The sequence below is a fragment of the Achromobacter insuavis genome (assembly GCF_902859645.1).
Taxonomy (GTDB): domain Bacteria; phylum Pseudomonadota; class Gammaproteobacteria; order Burkholderiales; family Burkholderiaceae_B; genus Achromobacter; species Achromobacter insuavis.
Genome location: NZ_CADIJR010000073.1, coordinates 1 through 22,282 on the forward strand (window position 1 = coordinate 1; position 22,282 = coordinate 22,282).

Below are 22,282 nucleotides of genomic sequence, written 5' to 3' on the forward strand. Positions count from 1 at the left end.
CCGGCTGTGCGGGCGCCTGCTGCGGCGCGCCCGCCTGGGGCTGAGTCGCCGGCGGCAGCGTCGCGCCCGGCGCGGGCAGGGGCCGCACCGAGTTGTCGACGCCGTCGGTGGAACGGTTGTTGTTGAGAAAGTCGGTCAGCGGGTCGCCGCTGGACAGGTCGAGCGAGGCCACCGCCTGGCCCGGCGGGAATTCGTTGAAATAGTATTCGCCGTTGTCCACCAGCAGGCCGTCGGGACGCGGCGCCGGCTTGGTCTCGGGCACGCCCTTGAGGGCCGGCTGCATGTAGTCGAGCCAGGTGGTCAGCGCCAGGCCGCTGCCGAATTCGTTGGTGCCCAGCGACTTGGGCTGGTCGAAGCCCATCCAGACCGTGGTGGCCAGGGTGGGGGTGAAGCCGGAGAACCAGACGTCGACCGCTTCGTTGGTGGTGCCGGTCTTGCCGCCGATGTCGTTGCGCTTGAGCACCTGGTGCGCGCGCGCCGCGGTGCCGCTGGTGGTGACGCCGCGCAGGATGTCGTCCATGACCCAGGCGGTGCGCGGGTCGATGGCGCGCGCGGCGGCGTCGCCCGCCACCACCGGCTGCGCCTGCATCAGCACGTTGCCCGAGCGGTCGGTGACCTTGTCGATCAGGTAGGGCGTGACGCGGTAGCCGCCGTTGGCGAACACGCTGTAGCCGTTGACCACCTGCAGCGGCGTGGCGCCGCCGGCGCCCAGGCCCAGCGGCAGCACCGCCGGCCAGCGGGCCTTGTCGAAGCCGAAGCGGGTCAGGTAGTCCTGCGCGTACTGCGGGCCGATGGCCTGCAGGATGCGGATGGTGACCATGTTCTTGGACTTGTACAGGCCCTGGCGCAGCGTCAGCATCGGCTCGTAGCGGTTGCCGTCGTTCTTGGGCTGCCAGTCTTTCGAGCCGGTCTGGGCGGCGGTCAGCATGAAGGGCTGGTCGGAGATCTGGGTGGCGGGCGTCAGGCCGCGCTCCAGGGCCGCGGCGTAGACGAACGGCTTGATGTTCGAGCCCGGCTGGCGCCAGGCCTGGGTGACGCGGTTGAAGGTGCCGCGGTTGTAGTCGAAGCCGCCGATCATGGCGCGGATGGCGCCGTCCTGCGGCACCATCGACACCAGCGCCGCCTGCAGCGCCGGCATGTTGATGATTTCCCAGCCGTCGCCGTTCTTGTGGATGTAGACCACCGAGCCGCGCTGGATGCGCTGGCTGTCGCTGGCCTTGGGGTTGAGCGCGCGCGCCACCACCGACAGCGCCTTCTTGTCGGAGATGGTGATGATGTCGCGGGCGCTGCGGGCCACGGTCACTTCCTGCGGGCTGGCGGCCAGCACCACGGCGGCGAGCAGGTCTTCGCTGTCGGGCGTCTTTTCCTGCACGCCGTCGAGCAGGTCGTCGAGCGCCGCGGGGTCCTTCTCGACGCCGTCGGGCAGTTCGATCTGGTCTTCGGGGCCGGGGTAGGGCGCGCGGCGGGTGTAGTCCATCACGCCATCGCGCACGGCGCGGTAGGCGGCTTCCTGGTCCTTGGAGTCGATCGTGGTGTAGACGTCGATGCCCTTGGAGTAGGTCTGCTCCTGGAACACGCCGTACATCAGCTGGCGCGCCAGTTCGGCCGGGTAGTCGCCGTGGATGGCGAAGCCGCGGGTGCTGGAGCCGTCGGCGCCGCGGATGACCAGGCGCTGCTTGAGGGCCTCGTCGGCCTGTTCCGGGGTCAGGTAGCCCAGCGTCTTCATGCGGCCCAGCACGTAGTGCTGGCGGATCTCGGCGCGCGGGAAGTTGGTGATGGGGTTGAAGCGCGACGGGGCCTTGGGGATGCCGGCCAGCATCGCGGCCTCGGCCGGCGTCACTTCGGACAGCGGCTTGCCGAGGTAGGTGCGCGAGGCGGCGGCGAACCCATAGGCGCGGTGGCCCAGGTAGATCTGGTTCATGTAGAGCTCGAGGATCTGGTCCTTGGTGAGCTCGGATTCAATCTTGTAGGTCAGCAGCAGTTCGTAGAACTTGCGCGAATAGGTCTTCTCGGACGACAGGTAGAAATTGCGCGCCACCTGCATGGTGATGGTGCTGCCGCCCTGGGTCTTGGATTGCTTGACGAGGTTCACGAGCACCGCGCGCACCATGCCCATCCAGTCGACGCCGCCGTGCTGGTAGAAGCGGTCATCCTCGGCCGACAGCACGGCCTGGCGCATCACCGGCGGGATCTCGTCGAAGCGCAGCACGTTGCGGTGTTCTTCGCCGTATTCGCCGATCAGGACCTTGTCGGCGGTGTAGATGCGCAGCGGCACCCGCGGCCGGTAGTCGGTCATGGCGTGCAGGTCGGGCAGGCTGGGCCAGGCGATCGCCAGCGCCAGGCCGACCAGGACCGCCCCGCAGACACCGAGGCCGGCGACGGCGACGGCGGCTTTGACGAGGAGTCGTTTCCAGGGAAAGCCCGATTTGCCGCCCGGGGTGGCGGAGGATTGCTGGGGGGTGCTCATTGCAGGCGATTCTAGGGCAGAACGCTATAGACCGGCGACGGCGCCGGAAGGTTTCGGTAACCAAACTTGCCCGCGGGGAGGAACCGGCGGGTGGGTCAAGGATATGGGGACGGGTTTGAGCATACGCGCTGCGCGGGTTTCGCGCAGCGCGACATGGCAAGCGCGCGCTGAAATGTATTGCGCGCCGTGACAAACGGCAAGGCCGGTTGCAGATGTCATGGCGCTTCCGCCCGCAGATAGCGCTGCGGCGGCGCGCCCAGCGCGCGGTGGAACATGGCGCTGAAGGCGCTGGGGCTGCGGTAGCCCAGGTCGGCGGCGATGCGCGCCACCGGCACGCCCAGCGACAGGCGGCAGACCGCGTCGGCCAGGCGCACCTGCTGCACCCACTGACGGTAATTCAGTCCCAATTCAGCCTGGAACAGCCGGATCAGCGTGCGCGCGCTGGCGCCGACCTCGCCGGCCCAGTCCTCGATGCCGCGCTGCAGGCCGGGGCGGTCGAGGATGGCTTCGCAGATGGTCTGCAGGCGGCGGTCGCGCGGCCAGGGAATCTGGATCGGCACCACGCGGGCGGCGGCCAGTTCGGACAGGATCAGCGCGGCCACCTGTTCGGCGCGGCCGCCCAGCGGATAGTCGATGGGCTCGGCGGTCAGCGCCAGGATCAGTTCGCGCAGCAGGCCGCTGACCTCGATCACCTGGCACTGCGGCCAGTAGGCCCGCGCGGCGTCGGCATGGATGTACAGCGAGCGCATCGAGACCGCGCCGATCATGTCGACGCCGTGCGGCACGCCGGCCGGCACCCACAGCGCGCGCAGCGGCGGCAGGGCCCAGAAGCCGCTCGGGGTGGTGACGTGCATCACGCCTTCGACGGCGTAGATGAGCTGGGCGCGCGGATGGGAGTGGGCGCCGGTGCGGGCGCCGGCGGTGAATTCCTTGGCCATCGCCGTCACGCCGCGGGGACGGTCCTGGTAGTCCTGGGCGTCGATGCTGCGGGCGGGGTCGAGGCGGGCGGGCCGGGTCGGCATGGTGTCACTTCCGACAAAAGGAGGAAGCCGGATTCATTGCGGGAAAAACGCTATTTTGTCACTTTCCCGACGAAAATTGTCAGGCGTGGGCGGGCCGGCGTTCCTACACTGTCCGGACGTCCGGCATGGGGTCGGACGCATTTCCGTTTCCTTTCGCCTTTTCCCTATCCATGAACTCCGCCCAGAATCCCGCCGCCGGGCTGCCGGACCGCGCCGCGTCGGCGCCGAACCCCGCCGTTGCCGACCCTTCCACCGCGTTCGCGGTGCTGGGCGCCATCAGCGTGGCGCACCTGATGAACGACATGATCCAGTCGATCCTGTTGGCCATCTACCCGATGCTGAAGGATTCGTTCAGCCTGTCGTTCGCGCAAATCGGCCTGATCACGCTGGTGTACCAGCTGGCGGCTTCGCTGCTGCAGCCGTTCATCGGTTTCTACACCGACCGCAATCCCAAGCCGTATTCGCTGCCGGTGGGCATGGGCTTCACGCTGGCCGGCCTGCTGCTGCTGTCGGTGGCGCCGTCGTTCGGCTGGCTGCTGGTGGCGGCGGTGCTGGTGGGCACGGGCTCGTCGGTGTTCCATCCGGAATCGTCGCGGGTGGCGCGCATGGCCTCGGGCGGACGCCACGGGCTGGCGCAGTCGCTGTTCCAGGTCGGCGGCAACGTCGGCTCGGCGCTGGGGCCGCTGCTGGCGGCGCTGTTCATCATCCCGCACGGGCAGCGCAGCGTGGCCTGGTTCTCGCTGGCGGCGCTGTTCGGCATCGTGGTGCTGACCGGCATCGGCCGCTGGTACAGCGCCAACCGCGTGCGCCTGAAGCCGCGCGCCCGCCGCGAGGGCAGCGGCCACGGCCTGACGCGCAACCAGGTGCTGGGCGCGCTGGGCGTGCTGGGCCTGCTGGTGTTCTCGAAGTACTTCTACCTGGCCAGCCTGAACAGCTATTTCACCTTCTACCTGATCGACAAGTTCGCGCTGTCGGTGCGCGAGGCGCAGCTGTACCTGTTCCTGTTCCTGGCCGCGGTGGCGGTGGGCACGGTGGTGGGCGGGCCGGTGGGCGACCGCATCGGCCGCAAGATCGTGATCTGGGTGTCGATCCTGGGCGTGGCGCCGTTCACGCTGTTGCTGCCGCATGCCAACCTGTTCTGGACCGGCGTGCTGGTGGTCATCATCGGCGTGGTGCTGGCGTCGGCCTTCTCGGCCATCGTGGTGTATGCGCAGGAGCTGGTGCCGGGCAAGGTCGGCATGATCGCCGGCCTGTTCTTCGGCTTTGCCTTCGGCATGGGCGGGCTGGGCGCGGCGGCGCTGGGCAAGCTGGCCGATGCCACCAGCATCGGCTATGTGTACCAGGTCTGCGCCTACCTGCCGCTGCTGGGCGTGGTGGCGGTGCTGCTGCCGAGCGTGGAGCGCAAGCGCGCCTGACGCCGGCCGCGCGCGGTCCGCGCCCCGGCAGGCGCCGCGGCGCGGACCGCGGCGTCAGGCGGCGGCGTTGGCCGCTTCGGGCACGGCGGCCAGCCGCGGGCGGGCGCTTTCGATGCCCTGGATCTCGCCGTCGTCGCCGTGATGGATGACGGCCACGCGCGTGGCGCGCAGTTGCGCGATCTGGCGCGGCGTGACCGCGAAGCTCAGGGCCAGCCGGTGGTCGTCCAGCGGCTTGATCGGCTGGCGCCGGTCCTTGCCGCCGAAGCGCAGGTGGTTGTAGGCGGCCCACAGCACCAGCAGGGCGGCGTTCAACAGGGCCAGCACGGCATAGCTGCCCAGCGTCTGCAGCGTGGGCAGGAAAGTCGGCCAGAGCGGCGCTTGCGGCCCGCTGGCCGCGCCGCGCAGGATGGCGGCGATGCCGGCGCCGAACAGGTAGACGAAGGCGAACCAGCCGACCGCGGTCAGCAGCAGGTCGAACAGATAGCCCGCGCGCGAGCGTTGCGTGGTGATGATCATGATGCGTCCGGTGATTTGATGCCGCGGTCGGGGCTGGTCCAGCGCGCGCGCTCGGCCTGCTTGCGCAGCATGACTTTGGGGAAACTGACCAGGGTGGTGAACAGGCTCACCATCCAGTAGGCCAGCGGGTACCAGATGACCCAATACAGCGCGCGCCACAGGCCCGGCTCGTAGCGGCGGTCGATCAGGATGCTGATGGCGAACTGCAGCAGGCACACCATCGCCAGCATCATGCCGGTGAAGGCGGGCGGCATCAGGCTGGCGATGTGCATGTTGTTGGGCAGGGTCACGACCTGGCTGACGAGCCACAGCAGCACCGAGACGCCGAAGGCGAAGGCCCAGGCGGTCGACAGGCAGAACTCCAGCATCAGCGGCCACAGGCGGCGGTGGCGCCAGCTCCAGATCGAGCGCAGATTCTTCAGGAACACCTCGGCGCCGCCCTGGGCCCAGCGCAGGCGCTGCTTCCAGATCCCGCGCAGCGTCTCCGGCATCAGGATCCAGCACAGGCCGCGCGGCTCGTAGAAGATCGACCAGTGGTCGCGCTGCAGCTTCCAGCTGATGTCGATGTCCTCCGTGATCATGTCCAGGCTCCAGTAGCCGACCCGGTCCAGCGCCGCGCGCCGGAAGGCGGCGACCACGCCCGATACGGTGAAGACCTGGCCGTAGACGCGCTGGGTGCGCTTGATCAGGCCGATGATGGACGAGAACTCGCCCACCTGGATGCGGCCGATCAGGGTCGAGCGGGTGCGGATGCGCGGGTTGCCGGTGACCGCGCCCACGCGCGGGTTGTCGATCAGCGGCGCCACCAGGTAGGCGGCGGCGTCCGGGTCGAGCACCGCGTCGCCGTCGATGCAGACCAGGTATTCGCTGCGCGCGGCCAGCGCGCCCATGCGCAGCGCCATGGCCTTGCCCTGGTTCTGCGCCAGGTGCACCACGCGCAGGCGCGGATGCTGTTCGGCCAGGCGGTCCAGCATCGGCCCGGTGCCGTCGCTGGAGCCGTCGTTGATGGCGATGACCTCGATGTTCGGATAGCGCTGGTTGAGCGCCGCCAGCAGGGTCTCTTCGCCATTGTCGGCCTCGTTGTAGCAGGGCACCAGGATCGACACCAGCGGATCGCCGGCCAGCGCCGGCGGCGCCGATCCGGGGCCCCATTGCCAGCGCCGTTCCCAGTGCCACCAGAAGTACAGGCCGCCGGCCATCCACATGCCGGACATGAACAGCGGGTAGAAGAAGACGAAGCCCAGCAGCGCCTGGCCGGTCAGCATCATGGTGAAGCCGAACGGCGCGCCGAGCACCGCCAGCAGGATAATCAGGGCAATCAGACGGTCGATCATCGGAGGGGATACCAGGCTTCGGAGATGGCGGGCCGGATGCCTTGCAACCGGGGCTGGTCTTGCGAGAAATCGTCGGGGTAGTAGCCGAAGCTGCGCGCGCCGCGCAGTTGCAGGCGCTGCATCCAGCCGGCCAATACCGCGGTGTCGATGGGCGTGGCCTCGGGGCGGCCGGGGCCGGTGCGCCAGTCGCGGGCCTGCAGCTCGAACACGGTCCGGTCGAGCGCGCCGGGGCGCCGCGCCACGGCGTCGACCAGCCGGTCGAGCCAGGCGTTTTCCCGGCCCTTGGGCACGTTCTCCATCAACGGCATGGCCATCGGCGCGGTCCAGTCGTAGGCGCCGAGGAAGTCGTCCAGGTTCTGCGCGAACCAGGTTTCCGACCGCGGCTCCAGGATCGGCATGGCGAAGATGTTGCGGGCGGTCTTGATCTGCGGGCCGCGCACGGCGCGCACGCGGTCGGTCAGCTCGGCGGTGAAGTCGACCAGGGCGCGGCTCTTGAAGCGCGTCCAGCGTTGCAGCGTGTCCGGATCGGCGCGCAGCTGGCCGATGTCGGCGGGCAGGCCGGCGGCGCGGTAGGCCGCCAGCGCGCCGGGGCTGGCGTCCTCGAAGTCGGACAGCACGGCGTCGTCGTGGAACAGGATGCCGTCGAAGATGGCATGGCGCGCCAGGTCCTCGTACAGGTCGCCGATGCGGGCCCGCGCGGTGGCGTCGAACGGTGACAGGCGGCGGTACTGGTCCGGATCGGGCCGCGCCTCGGTCTGGCCTGGCTGCCAGCGCGTGACGCGCGGGATCGAGGCGTCCAGGTCGTAGGCGAGCACCGGCATCCAGGCGTACACCATGACGTTGGCGCGGTTGTGCAGCTGCCAGGCGGCGCGGTTGAACAGGTCGGCGCGTACCGGCAGCCAGCGGTTGGGAAAGTAAACCGACCGCACCAGGCCGTCGCCGGTGGGGTCCGAATACGCCTGCAGGAACACGGTGTTGATTTGCAGGTCCAGGATGCGCTGCACCAGTTCGCCCAGGTTGCGGTCGGTCTGCGCCGGGTCCGGGTCGTAGACGTAGTCCAGGTCGACGTGGGCCACCCGCATGAACGGCGCGGCCTCCATGCCGACGATGCTGTTGGCGAAGGGCTTGAGCGGCGGATCGCTGGCCAGCAGCATGCGCGGCGTGGACATCAGGCGGTCCAGGCGGCCGGGGCCGTCTTCCAGCGTCAGCGCCAGTTCGTAGCCGTTTTCCGCGGCGATGCGCAGCGTGCTGCCGCCCTCGGCGCCGTAAGGCCAGACCCAGACGCGCGGCTTCCTGCCGGTGACCTGTTCGATCTTGCGGCTGATGGCGCGCACGTCGCCGCCCATGCGGGCGTCGAACTCGGCCTCGCTTTCGTAGCGGCCGGTCTTGGCGTCGTAGGCGCGGATCGCCGCGGCCGGTTCGGTGTTGCCTTGCGGGTTGGCCAGGGCGCCGTAGTGCGAGGCGTCGGTGTGCGCCGCGATCTCGACCAGGCCGGAGCGGGAGATGGCGCGGATTTCGTCCCAGTCCAGGAAGCGCTTGCGCGGTTCCGGGCTGCCGCCGAAATCCACCGGCTTGCCGGCCGGCGTGTCCATCCAGGTGCCCACCGGCGCCAGCAGCGCCGGCCAGCGGTAGGCCTTCAGGATCGGCAGCACGCGGGTGTAGAAGCTGCGGTAGCCGTCGTCGAACGACAGCAGCACGGCGCGCTCGGGCAGCGGCTTGCCGCCCTGGCGCGCGGCCAGGATCTGGTCGACCGAAACGGCCTGGTAGCCGTTCTCGCGCAGCCAGGCCAGCTGGTCGACGAGGCGGTCGGTGCGCACGCTCAGAAAGGCCTGGTCGGGGTCGTCGTCCTCGACGTCGTGGTACGCCAGCGCCAGGAAATTCCCGGGCGCCCAGGGTTTTTCGGCGGCGGCCACGGGCCGTTCGGCGGGCGGCATGTAGACCGGGATGTCCTTGGCGCAGGCGGTCAGCGCCAGGATGGCCAGCAGCAGCAGGGCCGCCAGCAGGAGTCGGGTGGGTAGCTTGAGCAACATGGCGGTCTCAGAAGCGGTAGGCAAGGTCGAACACGATGCGCAGTTCGCGCTCGCGCTGGCCGTCGTACGGGCGGCTGATGCCGGTGACCATCGCGCCCATGTCCAGGACGTCGTTGGCGCGGTAGCGCTGGCCATAGCCCAGGGCGATGACGCCGCCGGTGCCGTAGCCCTGCTGGGTGTAGCTGCCGGCGCCGACGGTGCCGATCTGTTCCCAGGCGGTTTCGTAGCGGCGGTACAGCGTGTGGGTCAGGCGCACGCCGGGCAGCGCCATCAGGTCCGAGCGCGGGTTGTAGTAGGGCGCGTCGTCGCGGCTGTTGCGCTGGGTCGACAGGTCCAGCGTCAGGTCGGCCTTCAGGTGCGGCGCGGTGTAGACGCGCTCGCGCCCGTCCAGCCCCAGTTCCCAGCGCTGGTTGCCGTCGGAAAAGCGCGACGGCGACAGCGACAGGGTCCATTCGCGCCGCTCGTTGGCGCGCCAGCGCACGAAGCCGGTGAGGCGGTTGGCGGTGATGTCGTTGGTCAAGGCCCGCAGCGGGGTCTCGCGCGACAGCAGTTCGCCCGAGCCGCCCACCTGCCAGTGGTCGTCGATGTCGTAGGCGGCGGACAGGCGCAGGCCGGGTTTGACGCCGTGGCCGTAGCTGTGGGTCGAGACTTCGCCCTCGACCGTCAGGTCGCGGCCGCGCCATTCGACGCCGGTGCGCAGCCAGCGGTAGTTGCCGCGTCCTTCCTCGAAATCGCCGGTGGCGTAGCCGCCGCCGCCGAAGGCGCGCCAGTTGTAGTCGATCGGCGGCGAATACAGCACCGCGTCGATGCCGAAGTCGCCATTGCCGTTGACCGGGCTGTCCGAGGCCAGGCCGCGGTAGCCGCTGATGCGCAGCTCGGCCTTGTTGTGGACTTCCCATTCGCGCGCCAGGCGGCGGCTGGTGAGGTTCTCCGGCGCGCGCGTCAGGGTGTCGGCCGAGAGGACCTCGGCCTGGCGCCATTCCTGCAGGTCCATGGCGGTGAAGCCCTGGCCGTTCTCGACCGACAGCGCGCGCGGCGCCAGGGTCTCGGCCAGTTTCAGCTCGCGTTCCGAGGCGCGCGGCAGGTCGCGGCGGCGATACAGCGAGGCCAGGTCGGCGCGCAGCGTCGAGTTGTTGGGGGCGTTCTCGACCATGCCGCGCAGGCGCTGCTCGGCGGAGACCGTGTCGTCGGCCAGCTGGCGCGCGGCCGCCACGGTCTGGGCGCTTTCGAGCTTGAGGTCGTTGGGATTGCGGGTGGCCTGGCCCTTGAAGTACAGCCAGGGCGCGTAGCCCGATTCGATGGCGTCGGTGACGGCGTCGGTGCGGTCGAATTCCTCGGCTTCGGCCAGCGCGTAGTACAGGCCGGTCTCGGTGCTGAGGCGGTCTTCGGCATCGTCGTCGCGGTTGGCGCCGTCGGCGCCGACCTGGCGGTAGAGGTCGCGGGCCTTTTCCGGCTGGCGCAGGTACAGGTAGGCCGAGGCGACATCGTTCAGCGCATAGCGCGGCACCGCCACGTCCTGGGCGCGCAGGGCCTCGTATTCGCGCACCAGGTCGGCCATGCGGACCCGCGCATGCAGCGCGTGCAGGCGGTCGATGCGGGCGCGCAGCACGTCCTGACGCGCCGGCTCGCCCAGGGCTTCCCAGGCGGGGATCAACGCGTCGTAGCGCGCCAGCGCGCGGTCGGCGATGGCGAAGCGCTCGGCCTCGGCGCGCGTCGGCATGGCGGCCAGCCGGACCTGCTGGGCCAGCGCGTCGCCCTCCAGCCGGCGCAGCTGGGCGGCGTCGAACAGGTCGGGATGCTGGCGGGCCAGGTCCAGCGCCGGCTGCGCCAGGCGGGCGCGGCTGAGGGCGTCGATGTATTCGCGCAGCACGTAGGGCGTGCCGGGCGCGATCGCCAGCGCCTGGTCGGCCTGGTGCAGGGCCTCGTAGGGCTGGCGCAGCCGCGCGTGGACGTAGCCCAGCGCCAGGCGCGCGTCGGCGTCGCGCGGCGCGCGCTTGACCCAGGCCTGGCCGGCGGCGAGCGCGGCCTCGGTCTGGCCGGCGTCGGCCAGGGTCATGATCTCGCCGGCGGCGAAGGCGGTCTGGCCGGGATGGCGGCGCAGGCCGGCGCGGTAGGCCGTCAGGGCCTCGGGCCAGCGGCGCAGGTCGCGATAGGCGCGCGCCGCCGCCAGCTGGATGTCGGCGGGCACGGCGGCGGCCGGGGGCAGGGATTCGTAGGCGGCGACCGCCTCGGCGGGTCGGCCGGCCCAGCCGGCGATGACGATGTGGTCGTAGACCGCCTGACGTCCGGCGCCCGCGCCCTGGCGCAGCATGGCCAGCGCCGGTTCGTAGTCGCCGGCGCGGGCGCGCGCGATCAGCGCGTCATAGTCGGCGTCGGGGGCGGCCAGCGCCAGGGCGGGAGCCAGCAGCGCGCCGGCCGTGAAGGCGCGCAGCGCCATGGCGGCGGCGCGCGGTCGCGGGCCTGCCTGCGTGGCGGGGGCCAGGTCGGGGCCCGCCTGGCCCCCGGGGGGCATTGTTCCTTTCAGCATCCGTAGTACTTCCGCAGTTGCGACGAGGGCGCTCAAGGCTCCGCCGGCCGGACGCGCGGGTCGCGTTGCCGAAGGCGCGGCGCGGACGCGAGGGGGCGCCGGCGGCGGATGGATGAGCGTTGGGTAGTGACTGCGCGGCGCCCGCTGCGGGGACCTTCGCACTCGCGCAAGGGAGTGCATGGCTAGTACGCGCCACGCCCGTGGGGCGTGGTTGCGGCGCTTCTGGCGGCGCCGTCAACAGGCCGAACTTTATGGGTTTTCGGCCAATCCAACTGTCAATTAGTGCAAAGGGTGGGCCGTTGTTACGAAGCTTGACGTATTCTCTGTGCATACCGCGCAACCGTCGTGGCGGTATGCCGGTATTGGGGCAAACCTGGTACGGAACGTTGTGCGCGCGACGGAAAAGGTTCGCATGGCTCGCCATGCAGGTAACAAAAAACGTCAAAAGTGCAGGTCTGTAACGTGTCCCCGACCCTGCATCCGGTGCAACATCCTAGCGACGGCGACCGCCCATGAAGGCGCGAGCCGGCAAACAACATGACGACTTCTTTATTTTTCCTGGTGTGGGGGTTGGCGACGGCTCTGGCGCTGCCCTTGCTGCTGCCGCTGCAGGCGCGCGGCGTCGGCGGCGTGCGGGCGTTCACGATCGCCAACGGCCTGGCGGTGCTGTCGCTGCTGGCGTATGCGTCGGCCGACATCATGCCGCCCGGCGCCTATGTGATGGTGTCCAACGCCGCCTGGCTGGCGTCGGTGAGCCTGGTGTACGTGGGCGTGCGGCAGTTCTTCGGCCTGCGGCCGCTGGCCGTGCGCGCGGGCCTGGCGGCGGCGCTCTGTATCGTGGCGATGGCGGCGATGCTGTACCGCCAGGACAACCTGGTCGGCCGCCTGGTGGTGTTTTCCACCTTCACCTGTGTGCTGATGATCGCCACCGGCGGCGTGGTGTACCGCCAGCGCCAGCGCATCCAGACCCCCGGGGTGGTGCTGTACGTGCTGCTGGCGATAGCCGGCCTGGCGTTGTTGCACGCCCTGCGCGTGGTGGTGTATGGCAGCGGCTGGGTGCCGGTGTCGTCGCTGCTGGATCCGGCGCCCTGGGGCCTGTTCTTCATCGTCTGTGGATCGGTGACGGTGCCGGCGCTGTTCCTGGCCTTGCTGTTGCTGATCCAGACCGTGCTGTCGGAGCGGATGCAGGCGGCGCTGACCTTCGACAGCCTGACGGGCGCCTATTCCCGCCGCAGCATTCTCGACGAGCTGGAGCATGAACTGCTGCGCTGCGAGCGCGGCGATGGCCGGCTGGCGGTGCTGGTGCTGGACATCGACCACTTCAAGTCGATCAACGACCGCCATGGCCATGCGACCGGCGACGCCGCCCTGCGGCATTTCGCGCAGGCGGTGCCCAAGGCCGTGCGCGCCAGCGACCGTTTCGGCCGCCTGGGCGGCGAGGAGTTCGTGCTGCTGATGTACGGCTGCGACGCCGCCTGTGCGCTGGTGCAGGCGCAACGCGTCTGCGATGCCTTGCGCGATTCGCCGCTGTACCTGCAGGGACAGGCGCTGCGCATGACCGTCAGCGGCGGCGTGGCGACATTCCAGCCGGGCGACACCGCCGATGGCATCCTGGCCCGCGCCGACCTGGCGCTGTACAAGGCCAAGGAACTGGGGCGCGACCGCGTCGAGATGGCCTGGAGCGGACGGATGACGGGCCGCCAGCAGGCGGCCCGGGAGCAGGGAGGGGAGGGTGCCGCGCGGGACAGCGCCACCCAGGAAGGCGGCGCGTTGGCCGCCGAGGCCTCCAACCTTACGGCTTGAGGTGCTCGGTGAAGAACTTCTCCATCGCCGCGTAGAACTCGAACTTGTTTTCGTCGTTGTGGAAGCCGTGGCCTTCGTTGTCCTTGACCATGTATTCCACTTCGACGCCGCGCGCCTTGAGCGCCTTGACCATCTGGTCGCTCTCGTCCTTGTTGACGCGCGGGTCCTTGGCGCCCTGGGCGACGAAGAGCGGCGTCTTGATCTTGTCGGCGTGCAGCGCCGGCGAGGTGGCGGCCAGGCGGTCCTTGTCGCGCACCGGGTCGCCGACCATGTCCTGCATCTTGTCCAGCATCGGCTTCCAGTAGGGCGGAATCGACTTCATGAACGTGAACAGATTGGACACGCCGACGTAGTCGACCGCGGCCGCGTACAGGTCGGGCGTGAAGGTCACGCCGGCCAGCGTGGCGTAGCCGCCGTAGCTGGCGCCGTAGATGCCGATGCGCTTGGGATCGGCGATGCCCTGCTTGACCAGCCATTGGACGCCGTCGGTGATGTCGTCCTGCATCTTCAGGCCCCACTGGCCGAAGCTGGCTTCCCAGAAGGCGCGGCCATAGCCGGTGGAGCCGCGGAAGTTCATCTGCAGCACGCAGAAGCCGCGGTTGGCCAGGAACTGCACCTCGGGGTTGTAGCCCCAGCCGTCGCGCGCCCACGGGCCGCCGTGCGGGTTGACGATGCACGCCAGGTTCTTCGGATCGCGCCCGGCCGGCAGCGTCAGGTAGCCGTGGATGGTGAGGCCGTCGCGGCTCTGGTAGCTGATGGGCTGCACCCGCGACATGTCGGCCTCGGGAATGGCCGGGTTGATGTCGGCCAGCTTGCTGAGGGTGTCGGCGCGGGCGTCGTAGATGTAGCGCGAGCCCGGGGTGCGGTCGTTGTAGGCGGCGACGATGAACTTGTCCTCGTCGCGGTTGCCGCCCTGGATCATGAACTGGTAGCCCTCGAGCTGGGCTGACAGCTTCTTGAACAGCGTTTCGGTCTCGGCGTCGAAGAACTTGTATTGCGGCTTGTCGGTCTGGTACGAGGCGACCGTCAGCACGCGGCGCTTGCGCGAGAAGCCGGCGGCGTCCAGGTCGACCGTGTCCGGGGTGAAGATCTCGTCTTCCTTGTCGGGGCTGGCCGGATCGATGACCACCAGCGCGAGCTTGTCGCGGCCGCGGTTGGACAGGGCGTAGAACTTCTTGTCGTCGAAGGTGAAGAAGGCCGGGCTGACGCTGGTGCGGTAGTCGGTGGTGAACAGCGGACGGAATGCCGAGGCTTCGTTGTCGCGGTAGAGCAGGGTGGTGTTCAGGCCGTCGCTGGTGACGGCGGCGCGCACCTTGCCGGCGTGGTCGGTCTGCCAGCCGACGATGTTGCCGGGGTTCTGCGCCACCAGCACGCCGGCGCCGGTGTGCACGTTGACGCGGTAGACGTCGAACACCTGCGGATCGCGCTGGTTGTGGCTGATGAGGATGTGGTCGGGATCGTCCTCGAGGTCGTCCTCGATGCTGGCGCGCACGCCTTCATACGGGGTCAGGTCGGTGACCTTGCCGGTCTTGGCGTCCACCGCCAGGACGTGGAAATTCTCGTCGCCGCCGAAGTCCTTCTGGTAGAGCACCACGTCGGGGCCTTTCCAGAAGAAATTGCTGATGTCACGGGCCGATTCGCTGGTCAGCTTGCGCGGCTCGCCCACGGGCTTGCTGCCTTCCAGGGACTGGACGTAGATGTTCATGCGCGGCGGCTTGCCGTCGACGCTGGTGGGCTGCATGAAGCCCAGGGTCTTGCCGTCGTCGGCCAGGCGGAAGAAACCGCGTTCCGGATTGCGGAAGAAATCCTTCAGGGGGTAGGCCCGGGGCGGCTGCGCCGCGGCGCTGGCGCCCAGCGAGGCGCCGACGATACCGGCGGCCATAAGGGTGTGTTTCATGAATGAGAGCAAGGCATACCTCCGACGGTTCCACCCGGCCGCCATGCGCCGCCGGACTCGTCGATAATGCCATAGCCGCGGCCGGGGTGTCGAACCGGTCGGGCCACTTATGCCGGTGTCCCGTTTGCGGGATAATCGCGGCTATCAATCTGGAGAAATACATGGTTCGGAATCTGGTCGCGGCGTCGGCGCTGGCCTTGGGCCTGGCGGGCTGCTCGCTGGGCATTTCGCAGGACGGCTCGTCGCCGCACAGCGAGTTCAAGGCGCCCGTTGCCTTCAAGGACGCCTATGCCACCACGGTGCGCCAGGCCAACGCGTGCCTGCGCAGCACCGACAACGCCTATCGCGTGGTGTCGAGCCTGGACGAGGGCGCCCAGTCCGCCGTGGTGCGGGTGCTGGCCCCGTACAGCGACAACGAAATGACCCGGGTCGACCTGAAGGCGGCCGGTCCCAAGACCACCGAAACCCGCATCGTGATGTGGGGCAAGGGCACCTGGGACGCGGCGGCGATGCGCGCCATGCAGGACGCGATCTACTACGGCATGAGCTCGTGCGCCAGCTACATGCCGCTGGATCCGCGGCCGACGGTGCCGCCGTCGCGCGATTTCAAGAAATAGGCCTGTTCGCGCCCCGTTTGCCGGGGCGCGCGGCGCCGTTCAGTCGCCGCCCGGGCGGCGGCGGATGATCTTGAACGTGGCGGTGGCGCGGGCCACCAGTTCGCCGTCGGCGCGGCGGATGTCGCCTTCACAGAAGGCGATGGAGCCGCCCCGGCGCAGGCAGCGCGCCTCGATCACCAGGTCGCCGGTGCCCGGCGACAGGAAGGTGGTGTTCATGTCGATGGTGGCCATGCCCTCGGTGGCTTCGGCCGAGCCGCGCGCCGCGGCGCTCAGGGTGAAGTCCAGCACGCTCATCAGGGTGCCGCCGTGCACGTCGCCGCGGCTGTTGGTCAGGTCCTGGCGCCACGGCAGCGAGGTGCGGGCGTAGGCCGGCCCGATCTGCTCGGGCACCAGGCCCAGAAAGCGCATGAAGGGAATCGCCAGGCCGAAATACTCGCCCGGAGCGGGGGTTGCGGAGACAGTCATGGAAGTGGCTATGCGGGGAAAGGGAACGACGGGAATTTGGCGGTCATAATATCCACTTTTACGCCGCCGGCCCGAGCGGATTCGGCGGCCGTGGCCGTTTTTTCCGGTGACCATACTTTTCGCGCCCGCCCCGGCGCCATGCGGCCGCCGATCCGTTTTTCACCAACATGAGCGACGTCAGCCGCAAGATCGTACACATCGACATGGATGCGTTCTACGCCTCCGTGGAGCAGCGCGACAACCCCGAGCTGCGCGGCCAGCCGGTGGTGGTGGCGTGGACCGGGCCGCGCTCGGTGGTGTGCGCGGCGTCCTACGAGGCGCGCCGCTTCGGCGTGCATTCGGCCATGTCGGCGGTGCGCGCGCAGCGGCTCTGTCCGCAGGCGGTCTACGTGCCGCCCGACTTCAACCGCTACCGCGAGGTGTCGCGCCAGATCCGCCAGATCTTCGCCCGCCATACCGACCTGATCGAGCCGCTGTCGCTGGACGAGGCCTACCTGGACGTCACCGTCAACAAGCTGGGGCTGCCGTCGGCCACCGAGGTGGCGCAGGTGATCCGCCAGCAGATCCGCGCCGAGACCGGCCTGACCGCTTCCGCCGGGATCGCGCCCAACAAGTTCCTGGCCAAGATCGCGTCCGACTGGAACAAGCCGGACGGCCAGTTCGTGATCCGTCCGTCCAAGGTGCTGGAATTCCTGCAGCCGCTGCCGGTGCGCAAGGTGCCGGGCGTGGGCAAGGTGACGCAGGCGCGCCTGGAACAGCTGGGCATCCAGACCGTGGGCGACCTGGCCACCCATGGCGTGCAGGAACTGGAGCACTATTTCGGCCGCTACGGCCGCCGCCTGTACGAGCTGGCGCGCGGCATCGACGAGCGCGAGGTGCAGACCGACCAGCCGCTGCAGCAGGTGTCGGCCGAGACCACGTTTTCCGAAGACGTGCGGCTGGACGCGGTTGGCGAGGCCATCGACCGCATGGCCGAGAAGGTCTGGAGCCAGGCCCTGAAGAAGGGCGCCCTTGGCCGCACGGTGGTGCTCAAGCTCAAGACCGACCGTTTCCGCATCCTGACGCGCAGCCAGACCAGCCCGCATCCGCCGGCCTCGGCCGCCGAGCTGGCGGCGCTGGCGCGGCTGCTGTGCGAGCGCGTCGACCTGCCGGCGCAGACGCTGTACCGGCTGGCCGGCGTGGGCATGAGCAATTTCGCCGATCCGCAGGAACAGACGCGCCAGCCGGATCTGTTCGGCGGCGCGTTCTGAGGCCGAGGGGAACGGGACGGACGCCGGTTCAGGCGCCGTCGAGTTCGCGCTTGATGGAGGCGTTCTTGATGGCCTTGCGGCAGCGCCCGAGGTAGGCCGGGTCGCCGCGCGAAGCCAGGCCCAGTTCCAGCAGCAGCCAGTCGCGCAGCCGCGCGTCGCCGTGCTTGAGCTTGGGATCCATGGCGTCGACGCGCGCGAACAGGGCATCGAATTCCTGGACATCGCGCGTGGCGCCGGCGGTTTTTTCGCGGACGCAGAAGGCGGGCACCAGCAAGCCCAGGCCGTCGCCGCTGTCGGCCGTGGCCAGGTCGGGGTGTTGCGCCAGCGCGGCCCGCAGCGCGTCGTAGGCGCCGGCGTCGATGACCGGTTGCAGCGCGTATTCGCGGCAGGCGGCGCCGATGCGCTTGTTGTCGCACAGGTCGAGGGCCGCCTGCAGGCCGTCGCGAGCGCTGACGGCGGCCACCAGCCGGCTCTTGATCGTGTCGATCTCGTGGCGTTCGCTGCGCGTGTTGCATTGGGGCAGCAGCTTGAGCGCGGCGGCGGCGTCGCCCTGGTCGGCCGCGTCGCGCAGCAGGATGCGGTAGCCCTGGTAGCGGTTGTCTTCCTCGCGGAAGATGTGGGTGACGCGCAGCAGCTGGATGTAGGGTTCGGCCGCGGCGGCGCGCGCCGCCTGGCTGGCGCCGTCGCGCAGGGCCTGGGCCAGCGCGTCCTCGATGATGTGCAGGGCGACGTGGTTGAAGACGATGTCGTCGCGCAGCGGCGCGATCGCCTGCGCCATGGCGGCGGGCGGCAGGCGCGCGGCCTGGAACAGCAGATACAGGCAGCGGGTGTAGTCGAGCGTGCCGTCCGCGTCGCCGGGACGGCCATGGCTGCCGCGCCACAGGCCCAGCGTCACCGGGCGCGCCTCGCGGTAGCCGAGCGGCGAACCGCCGCCCGCGCCCCAGCCGTGGCCGTTGTCCGGCTCGGCGGCCAGGCGCTCGATCACGGGGGCGATGGCCTCCGACAGGCGGCGCAGGGCCGCGGGGTCGGACTGCAGCGGATCGGGCAGGGTGGCGTCATGGCGCGACTCGAAATGCTGCCGCGCCAGGTTGATCGCCGCCACGCAGTCGCCGATCGCCGCGCGCAGCGGCGGGGCAATGGCGTCCAGGGCGGCGGCGTCGGCCATGCTCAGGCGAGCCGGCCCTTGACCTGCTGCGACAGCGCGGTCATGTCGGCGCGGCCGGCCAGCGACTGCTTCAGCAGCGCCATGACCTTGCCCATGGCGGGGGCGCCGGTGACGCCCTGGGCGGCCACTTCGGCCAGCGCGGCGTCGATGGCGGCGGCCACTTCCTCGGGCGTGGCGGCCTGCGGCAGGAATTCCTGCAGCACGACCAGTTCGGCCTTTTCCTGCTCGGCGGTCTCGGTGCGGCCGGCCTGCTCGAACGCGGCGATGGATTCGCGGCGCTGCTTGACCTGCTTCTCGATGATGGCGGTGATCTCGGCGTCGGTCAGGTCGCGGCGTTCGTCGACTTCCTTCTGCTTGACGGCGGCCAGCAGGAAACGCAGGGTGGCGAGGCGCTCGGTCGCCTTGGCGCGCATGGCGTCCTTGACGGCGTCGGAGAGGCGGGTCTTGAGCGTAGCGGTGCTCATGGTTAAACCTTTGTGGTGTTGCGTTGAAGGGGCAGTGTAACCGTGGGGCGGCCATCCGTGGGATGGCCCCGGCGGGCGCGGATTTTGTGCGTGGCGGCTTAAACATGTATTATTAATGCATCTTTAAAAGGGATGGCCCCGGCGCCATCCGCCGCGCAAGGAGCAGTCGATGTTGAGCCCGCAGATCCGCGCCCTGGTCAAAGCCACGGCCCCCGTCCTGAAAACCCATGGCGAGGCCCTGACCCGCCATTTCTACGCCCGCATGTTCCAGCACAATCCGGAACTCAAGCATGTCTTCAACCAGGGCCATCAGGCGGGCGGCGAACAGCAGCAGGCGCTGGCCGGCGCGGTCGCGGCCTATGCCGAGCACATCGACGACCCGTCGGTGCTGGCGCCGGTGGTGACGCGCATCGTCCACAAGCACGTCAGCCTGGGCATCCGGCCCGAGCACTACGCCATCGTCGGCAAGCACCTGCTGGCCTCGATCCGCGAAGTGCTGGGCGAGGCCGCCACCGATGAACTGGTCGACGCCTGGGCCGCCGCCTATGGGCAGCTGGCCGACATGCTGATCGCCGCCGAGGCGCGGCTGTACGCCGACTCGGCCGCCAAGCCGGGCGGCTGGACCGGCTGGCGCGCCTTCCGCGTGGTCGGCAAGCAGCCCGAAAGCGCCGAGATCACCTCGTTCTACCTGGCGCCGGCCGATGGCGGCGCGGTGCCGGCCTACCGGCCCGGCCAATATGTCTCGGTGCGCGTTTATGTGCCGGAGCTGGGGTTGATGCAGCCGCGCCAGTACAGCCTGTCGGACGCGCCGGGCCAGGACCGCCTGCGGATCTCGGTCAAGCGCGAAGCGGGCGGCGCGCATGGCCCGGCCGGGCGCGTGTCCAACGCGCTGCATGACCGCCTGGAGGAAGGCGGCGTGCTGGACGTGGCGCCGCCGCAGGGCGACTTCCACCTGCGCGAGGACGGCGAGGCGCCGGTGGTGCTGTTGAGCGGCGGGGTGGGGCTGACGCCGATGGTGTCGATCCTGAACCACCTGGTGGCCACCGGCGATGCGCGCCAGATCCGCTTCGTGCATGGCTGTCGCAATGCCGCGGCGCACGCCATGAAGGACCACGTCAACGACATCGCCGCGCGCCGCGGCAACGTGCGCAAGGCGGTGTTCTACGAGGAAGTCGGCGGCGCCGACCGCGCGGGCCGCGACTATGACCACCATGGCCGGGTCGACCTGCGCGCCATTCGTGACGAAGCCATCGTGCCGGACGCCGACTACTACTTGTGCGGCCCGTCCGGTTTCATGCGGGCGCAGCGCGAAACGCTGCTGGAACTGGGCGTGACGCCCGACCGCATCCACGCCGAGGTCTTCGGCAGCGGCGGCGCGCCGGCCTGACCGGTGTATCCTGGCGCCCATGCAACTGACCCGATTCACCGACTTCGGCCTGCGCGTGCTGATGTACCTGACGCAGTGCCGCGACCGGCCCGCGGCGGTCACCATTCCGGAGATCGCCACGCGCTTCGACCTGTCGCGCAACCACCTGGTCAAGGTGGTGCACTTCATGTCGCAGCGCGGCTGGGTCAGCACGACGCGCGGCAAGGGCGGCGGCCTGGCGCTGGCGCGCCCGGCGGCCGAGTACCGGCTGGGCGATCTGGTGCGTGAACTGGAACAGCAAGGGCCGCTGATCGATTGCCGCGAGCCGCCCTGTGCGCTGGACGGCGCCTGCCGCCTGGCGGGCGTGCTGGCGCAGACCCTGCAGGCGTTCTATGACGCCCTCAACGGCTATTCTTTGGCCGACCTGGTGCGCGATCCGACCGCCGCCGCCATCATCAAGCTGCATCGCGCCGCCTGAAGGACGCGCCGGCTGCGCGCCGGTGGCCGTGGGCGTGGCCGTTGGCCGCGAGGCCGGTCCATGAGTCCGGTCCATGAGCCGGGGTTATGGGTGCTGGGGCTTTGGTGATTTGCGGTCATCCGTCCCCCGCTTCAGAATAAGACCGTCGCCATTTTCTTATCGGGATGCAGGCTATGCGGGTATGCGTGATCGGCGCCGGGGTCGTGGGCGTGACCTCGGCTTATTTCCTGGCCCGCCAGGGCCATGAGGTCGTGCTGGTCGACAGCCACGCCCATCCGGCCGAGGTGTCCAGCTACGCCAACGGCGGCCAGCTCAGCTACAGCTACGTCGCGCCGCTGGCCGGGCCGGGCGTGCTGCCGAGCGTGCCGGGCTGGCTGCTGCGCGAGGATTCGCCGCTGCGCTTCCGGCCGCGGCTGGACCCGCACCAGTGGCGCTGGTGCCTGCGGTTCGCGCTGGCCTGCCGCGCCTCGGTGGCGCGCGAGTCCACCGCGCAACTGCAGGCGCTGTCCTTCCTCAGCCGCGACGCCATGCATGCCTTGCTGGAACAGGAAAACCTGGAATTCGGCCACCTGCGCAACGGCAAGCTGATCGCCTATCGCAGCGCGGCCCTGCTGGACAAGGCGCGCGCGCTGGTCGCCTACCAGGCGGCCCATGGCGCCGAGCAGCAGGTGCTGGACGCCGCCCAGACGCTGCAGCGCGAGCCGGCGCTGGCCGGCATGGGCGCCAGCCTGGCCGGCGCCATCTACACCCCGAGCGAGGAAGCGGGCGACTGCCGCCAGTTCACGCAGGCGCTGTTCGAACGACTGCAAGCGCTGCCCAATGTGCAGTGCGCCATGTCCAATCCGGTCGCCGGCCTGCAGCGCGAAGGCCGCCGCATCGTCGCCGTGCACACCCAGGACGGCGACATCGGCGCCGACGCGGTGGTGCTGGCCACGGGCATCGGCACGCGCGCGCTGCTGCAGCCGCTGGGCCACGACGTGCCGCTGTATCCGCTCAAGGGCTACAGCCTGACCGTGCCGCTGGCGGACGACGACGCCGTGGCGCCGCGCATCAGCGTTACCGACTACGAGCGCCGCATCGTCTATGCGCGCGTCGGCGGGGTGCTGCGGATCGCGGCCATGGTGGACATCGGCAGCGCCAACGCCGACATCGATCCGGCCCGCATTGCGCTGCTCAAGCGCCAGGTGCGCGAGGCGTTTCCGGCGCTGGACCTGGCGCAGGCGATACCCTGGGCCGGGCTGCGTCCGGCCACCCCCACCGGCAAGCCGCTGATCGGGCGCAGTTCCGCCGCCGACAACCTGTGGCTGAACATCGGCCAGGGCGCGCTTGGCTTCACCCTGGCCTGCGGCAGCGCCGCGCTGTTGACGGCGCAGATGGCGGGGCTGGAGACGCCGCTGGATCCGCTGCCGTTCCGGCCGTGAGGCCGGGGCGGAACTTCGCGGGCCTTGGCGTTCCAGGCCTGCACT

At 69.9% G+C, this 22,282-nt stretch carries 17 protein-coding genes; 7 read left to right on the forward strand and 10 right to left on the reverse strand.

The features are described from left to right. A partial coding sequence (locus tag H0523_RS25695; protein WP_257225172.1) for a penicillin-binding protein 1A occupies positions 1-2,467 on the reverse strand: 2,467 nt, incomplete at its 3' end. 215 nt (positions 2,468-2,682) lie between these two features. Then, a complete protein-coding gene (locus H0523_RS25700; RefSeq protein ID WP_054432314.1) occupies positions 2,683-3,489 on the reverse strand; it encodes an AraC family transcriptional regulator in 807 nt (268 codons plus the stop codon). A gap of 170 nt (positions 3,490-3,659) precedes the next feature. Between H0523_RS25700 and H0523_RS25705 the strand changes: the two genes are divergently transcribed. Beyond that, positions 3,660-4,904, forward strand: a complete 1,245-nt coding sequence (locus H0523_RS25705) for an MFS transporter (protein WP_054432313.1) — start codon at positions 3,660-3,662, stop codon at positions 4,902-4,904. Positions 4,905-4,958: 54 nt separating this feature from the next. Here the strand turns inward: H0523_RS25705 and pgaD are convergent, their stop codons facing one another. The 4 genes from pgaD to pgaA are packed head-to-tail and all read right to left on the reverse strand — an operon-like array spanning position 4,959 to position 11,296. Further along, positions 4,959-5,420 (reverse strand): poly-beta-1,6-N-acetyl-D-glucosamine biosynthesis protein PgaD, encoded by a 462-nt coding sequence (gene pgaD, locus H0523_RS25710; RefSeq protein ID WP_054432312.1) that lies wholly within the window; start codon positions 5,418-5,420, stop codon positions 4,959-4,961. Then, positions 5,417-6,754, reverse strand: coding sequence for a poly-beta-1,6-N-acetyl-D-glucosamine synthase (gene pgaC, locus H0523_RS25715; protein WP_054432311.1), 1,338 nt, complete (start codon positions 6,752-6,754; stop codon positions 5,417-5,419). The genes pgaD and pgaC overlap by 4 nt, the downstream gene beginning before the upstream one ends. After that, the gene (gene pgaB, locus H0523_RS25720; RefSeq protein ID WP_054432310.1) at positions 6,751-8,784 is read right to left on the reverse strand and encodes a poly-beta-1,6-N-acetyl-D-glucosamine N-deacetylase PgaB; all 2,034 of its coding nucleotides are present in this window, start codon (positions 8,782-8,784) and stop codon (positions 6,751-6,753) included. The genes pgaC and pgaB overlap by 4 nt, the downstream gene beginning before the upstream one ends. Before the next feature lie 7 nt (positions 8,785-8,791). Continuing rightward, positions 8,792-11,296 (reverse strand): poly-beta-1,6 N-acetyl-D-glucosamine export porin PgaA, encoded by a 2,505-nt coding sequence (gene pgaA / locus H0523_RS25725; RefSeq protein ID WP_231689924.1) that lies wholly within the window; start codon positions 11,294-11,296, stop codon positions 8,792-8,794. A 552-nt stretch (positions 11,297-11,848) separates the two neighbouring features. Between pgaA and H0523_RS25730 the strand changes: the two genes are divergently transcribed. Further along, the gene (locus H0523_RS25730; RefSeq protein ID WP_054432309.1) at positions 11,849-13,114 is read left to right on the forward strand and encodes a sensor domain-containing diguanylate cyclase; all 1,266 of its coding nucleotides are present in this window, start codon (positions 11,849-11,851) and stop codon (positions 13,112-13,114) included. Here the strand turns inward: H0523_RS25730 and H0523_RS25735 are convergent. Then, positions 13,104-15,011, reverse strand: coding sequence for a S9 family peptidase (locus H0523_RS25735; protein WP_369816790.1), 1,908 nt, complete (start codon positions 15,009-15,011; stop codon positions 13,104-13,106). The genes H0523_RS25730 and H0523_RS25735 overlap by 11 nt on opposite strands. Before the next feature lie 161 nt (positions 15,012-15,172). Between H0523_RS25735 and H0523_RS25740 the strand changes: the two genes are divergently transcribed. Then, positions 15,173-15,628 (forward strand): BPTD_2524 family lipoprotein, encoded by a 456-nt coding sequence (locus H0523_RS25740; protein WP_054432307.1) that lies wholly within the window; start codon positions 15,173-15,175, stop codon positions 15,626-15,628. A 39-nt stretch (positions 15,629-15,667) separates the two neighbouring features. Here H0523_RS25740 and H0523_RS25745 read toward each other — a convergent pair whose 3' ends face one another. Continuing rightward, positions 15,668-16,093 carry a PaaI family thioesterase gene (locus H0523_RS25745; RefSeq protein ID WP_054432306.1) on the reverse strand — a complete coding sequence of 142 codons (426 nt, stop codon included), beginning with the start codon at positions 16,091-16,093 and terminating at the stop codon, positions 15,668-15,670. Between the two features lie 167 nt (positions 16,094-16,260). Between H0523_RS25745 and dinB the strand changes: the two genes are divergently transcribed. Then, positions 16,261-17,343, forward strand: a complete 1,083-nt coding sequence (gene dinB / locus H0523_RS25750) for a DNA polymerase IV (protein ID WP_054432305.1) — start codon at positions 16,261-16,263, stop codon at positions 17,341-17,343. A 28-nt stretch (positions 17,344-17,371) separates the two neighbouring features. Here the strand turns inward: dinB and H0523_RS25755 are convergent, their stop codons facing one another. After that, on the reverse strand, positions 17,372-18,508 hold the full coding sequence (locus tag H0523_RS25755) for a hypothetical protein (protein ID WP_054432304.1): 1,137 nt from the start codon (positions 18,506-18,508) through the stop codon (positions 17,372-17,374). A 2-nt stretch (positions 18,509-18,510) separates the two neighbouring features. Continuing rightward, positions 18,511-18,972, reverse strand: a complete 462-nt coding sequence (locus H0523_RS25760; protein WP_054432303.1) for a GatB/YqeY domain-containing protein — start codon at positions 18,970-18,972, stop codon at positions 18,511-18,513. Between the two features lie 169 nt (positions 18,973-19,141). On the opposite strand from H0523_RS25760, the gene hmpA reads away from it, so the two are divergent. From hmpA to H0523_RS25775, 3 genes are all read left to right on the forward strand, one after another. Then, positions 19,142-20,359 carry an NO-inducible flavohemoprotein gene (gene hmpA, locus H0523_RS25765; RefSeq protein ID WP_054432302.1) on the forward strand — a complete coding sequence of 406 codons (1,218 nt, stop codon included), beginning with the start codon at positions 19,142-19,144 and terminating at the stop codon, positions 20,357-20,359. Positions 20,360-20,378: 19 nt separating this feature from the next. After that, complete coding sequence (locus tag H0523_RS25770; protein WP_054432301.1) at positions 20,379-20,816, forward strand: Rrf2 family transcriptional regulator; 438 nt, start codon at positions 20,379-20,381, stop codon at positions 20,814-20,816. A 173-nt stretch (positions 20,817-20,989) separates the two neighbouring features. After that, a complete protein-coding gene (locus H0523_RS25775) occupies positions 20,990-22,237 on the forward strand; it encodes a D-amino acid dehydrogenase (RefSeq protein ID WP_054432300.1) in 1,248 nt (415 codons plus the stop codon). Positions 22,238-22,282: the final 45 nt, after the last annotated feature.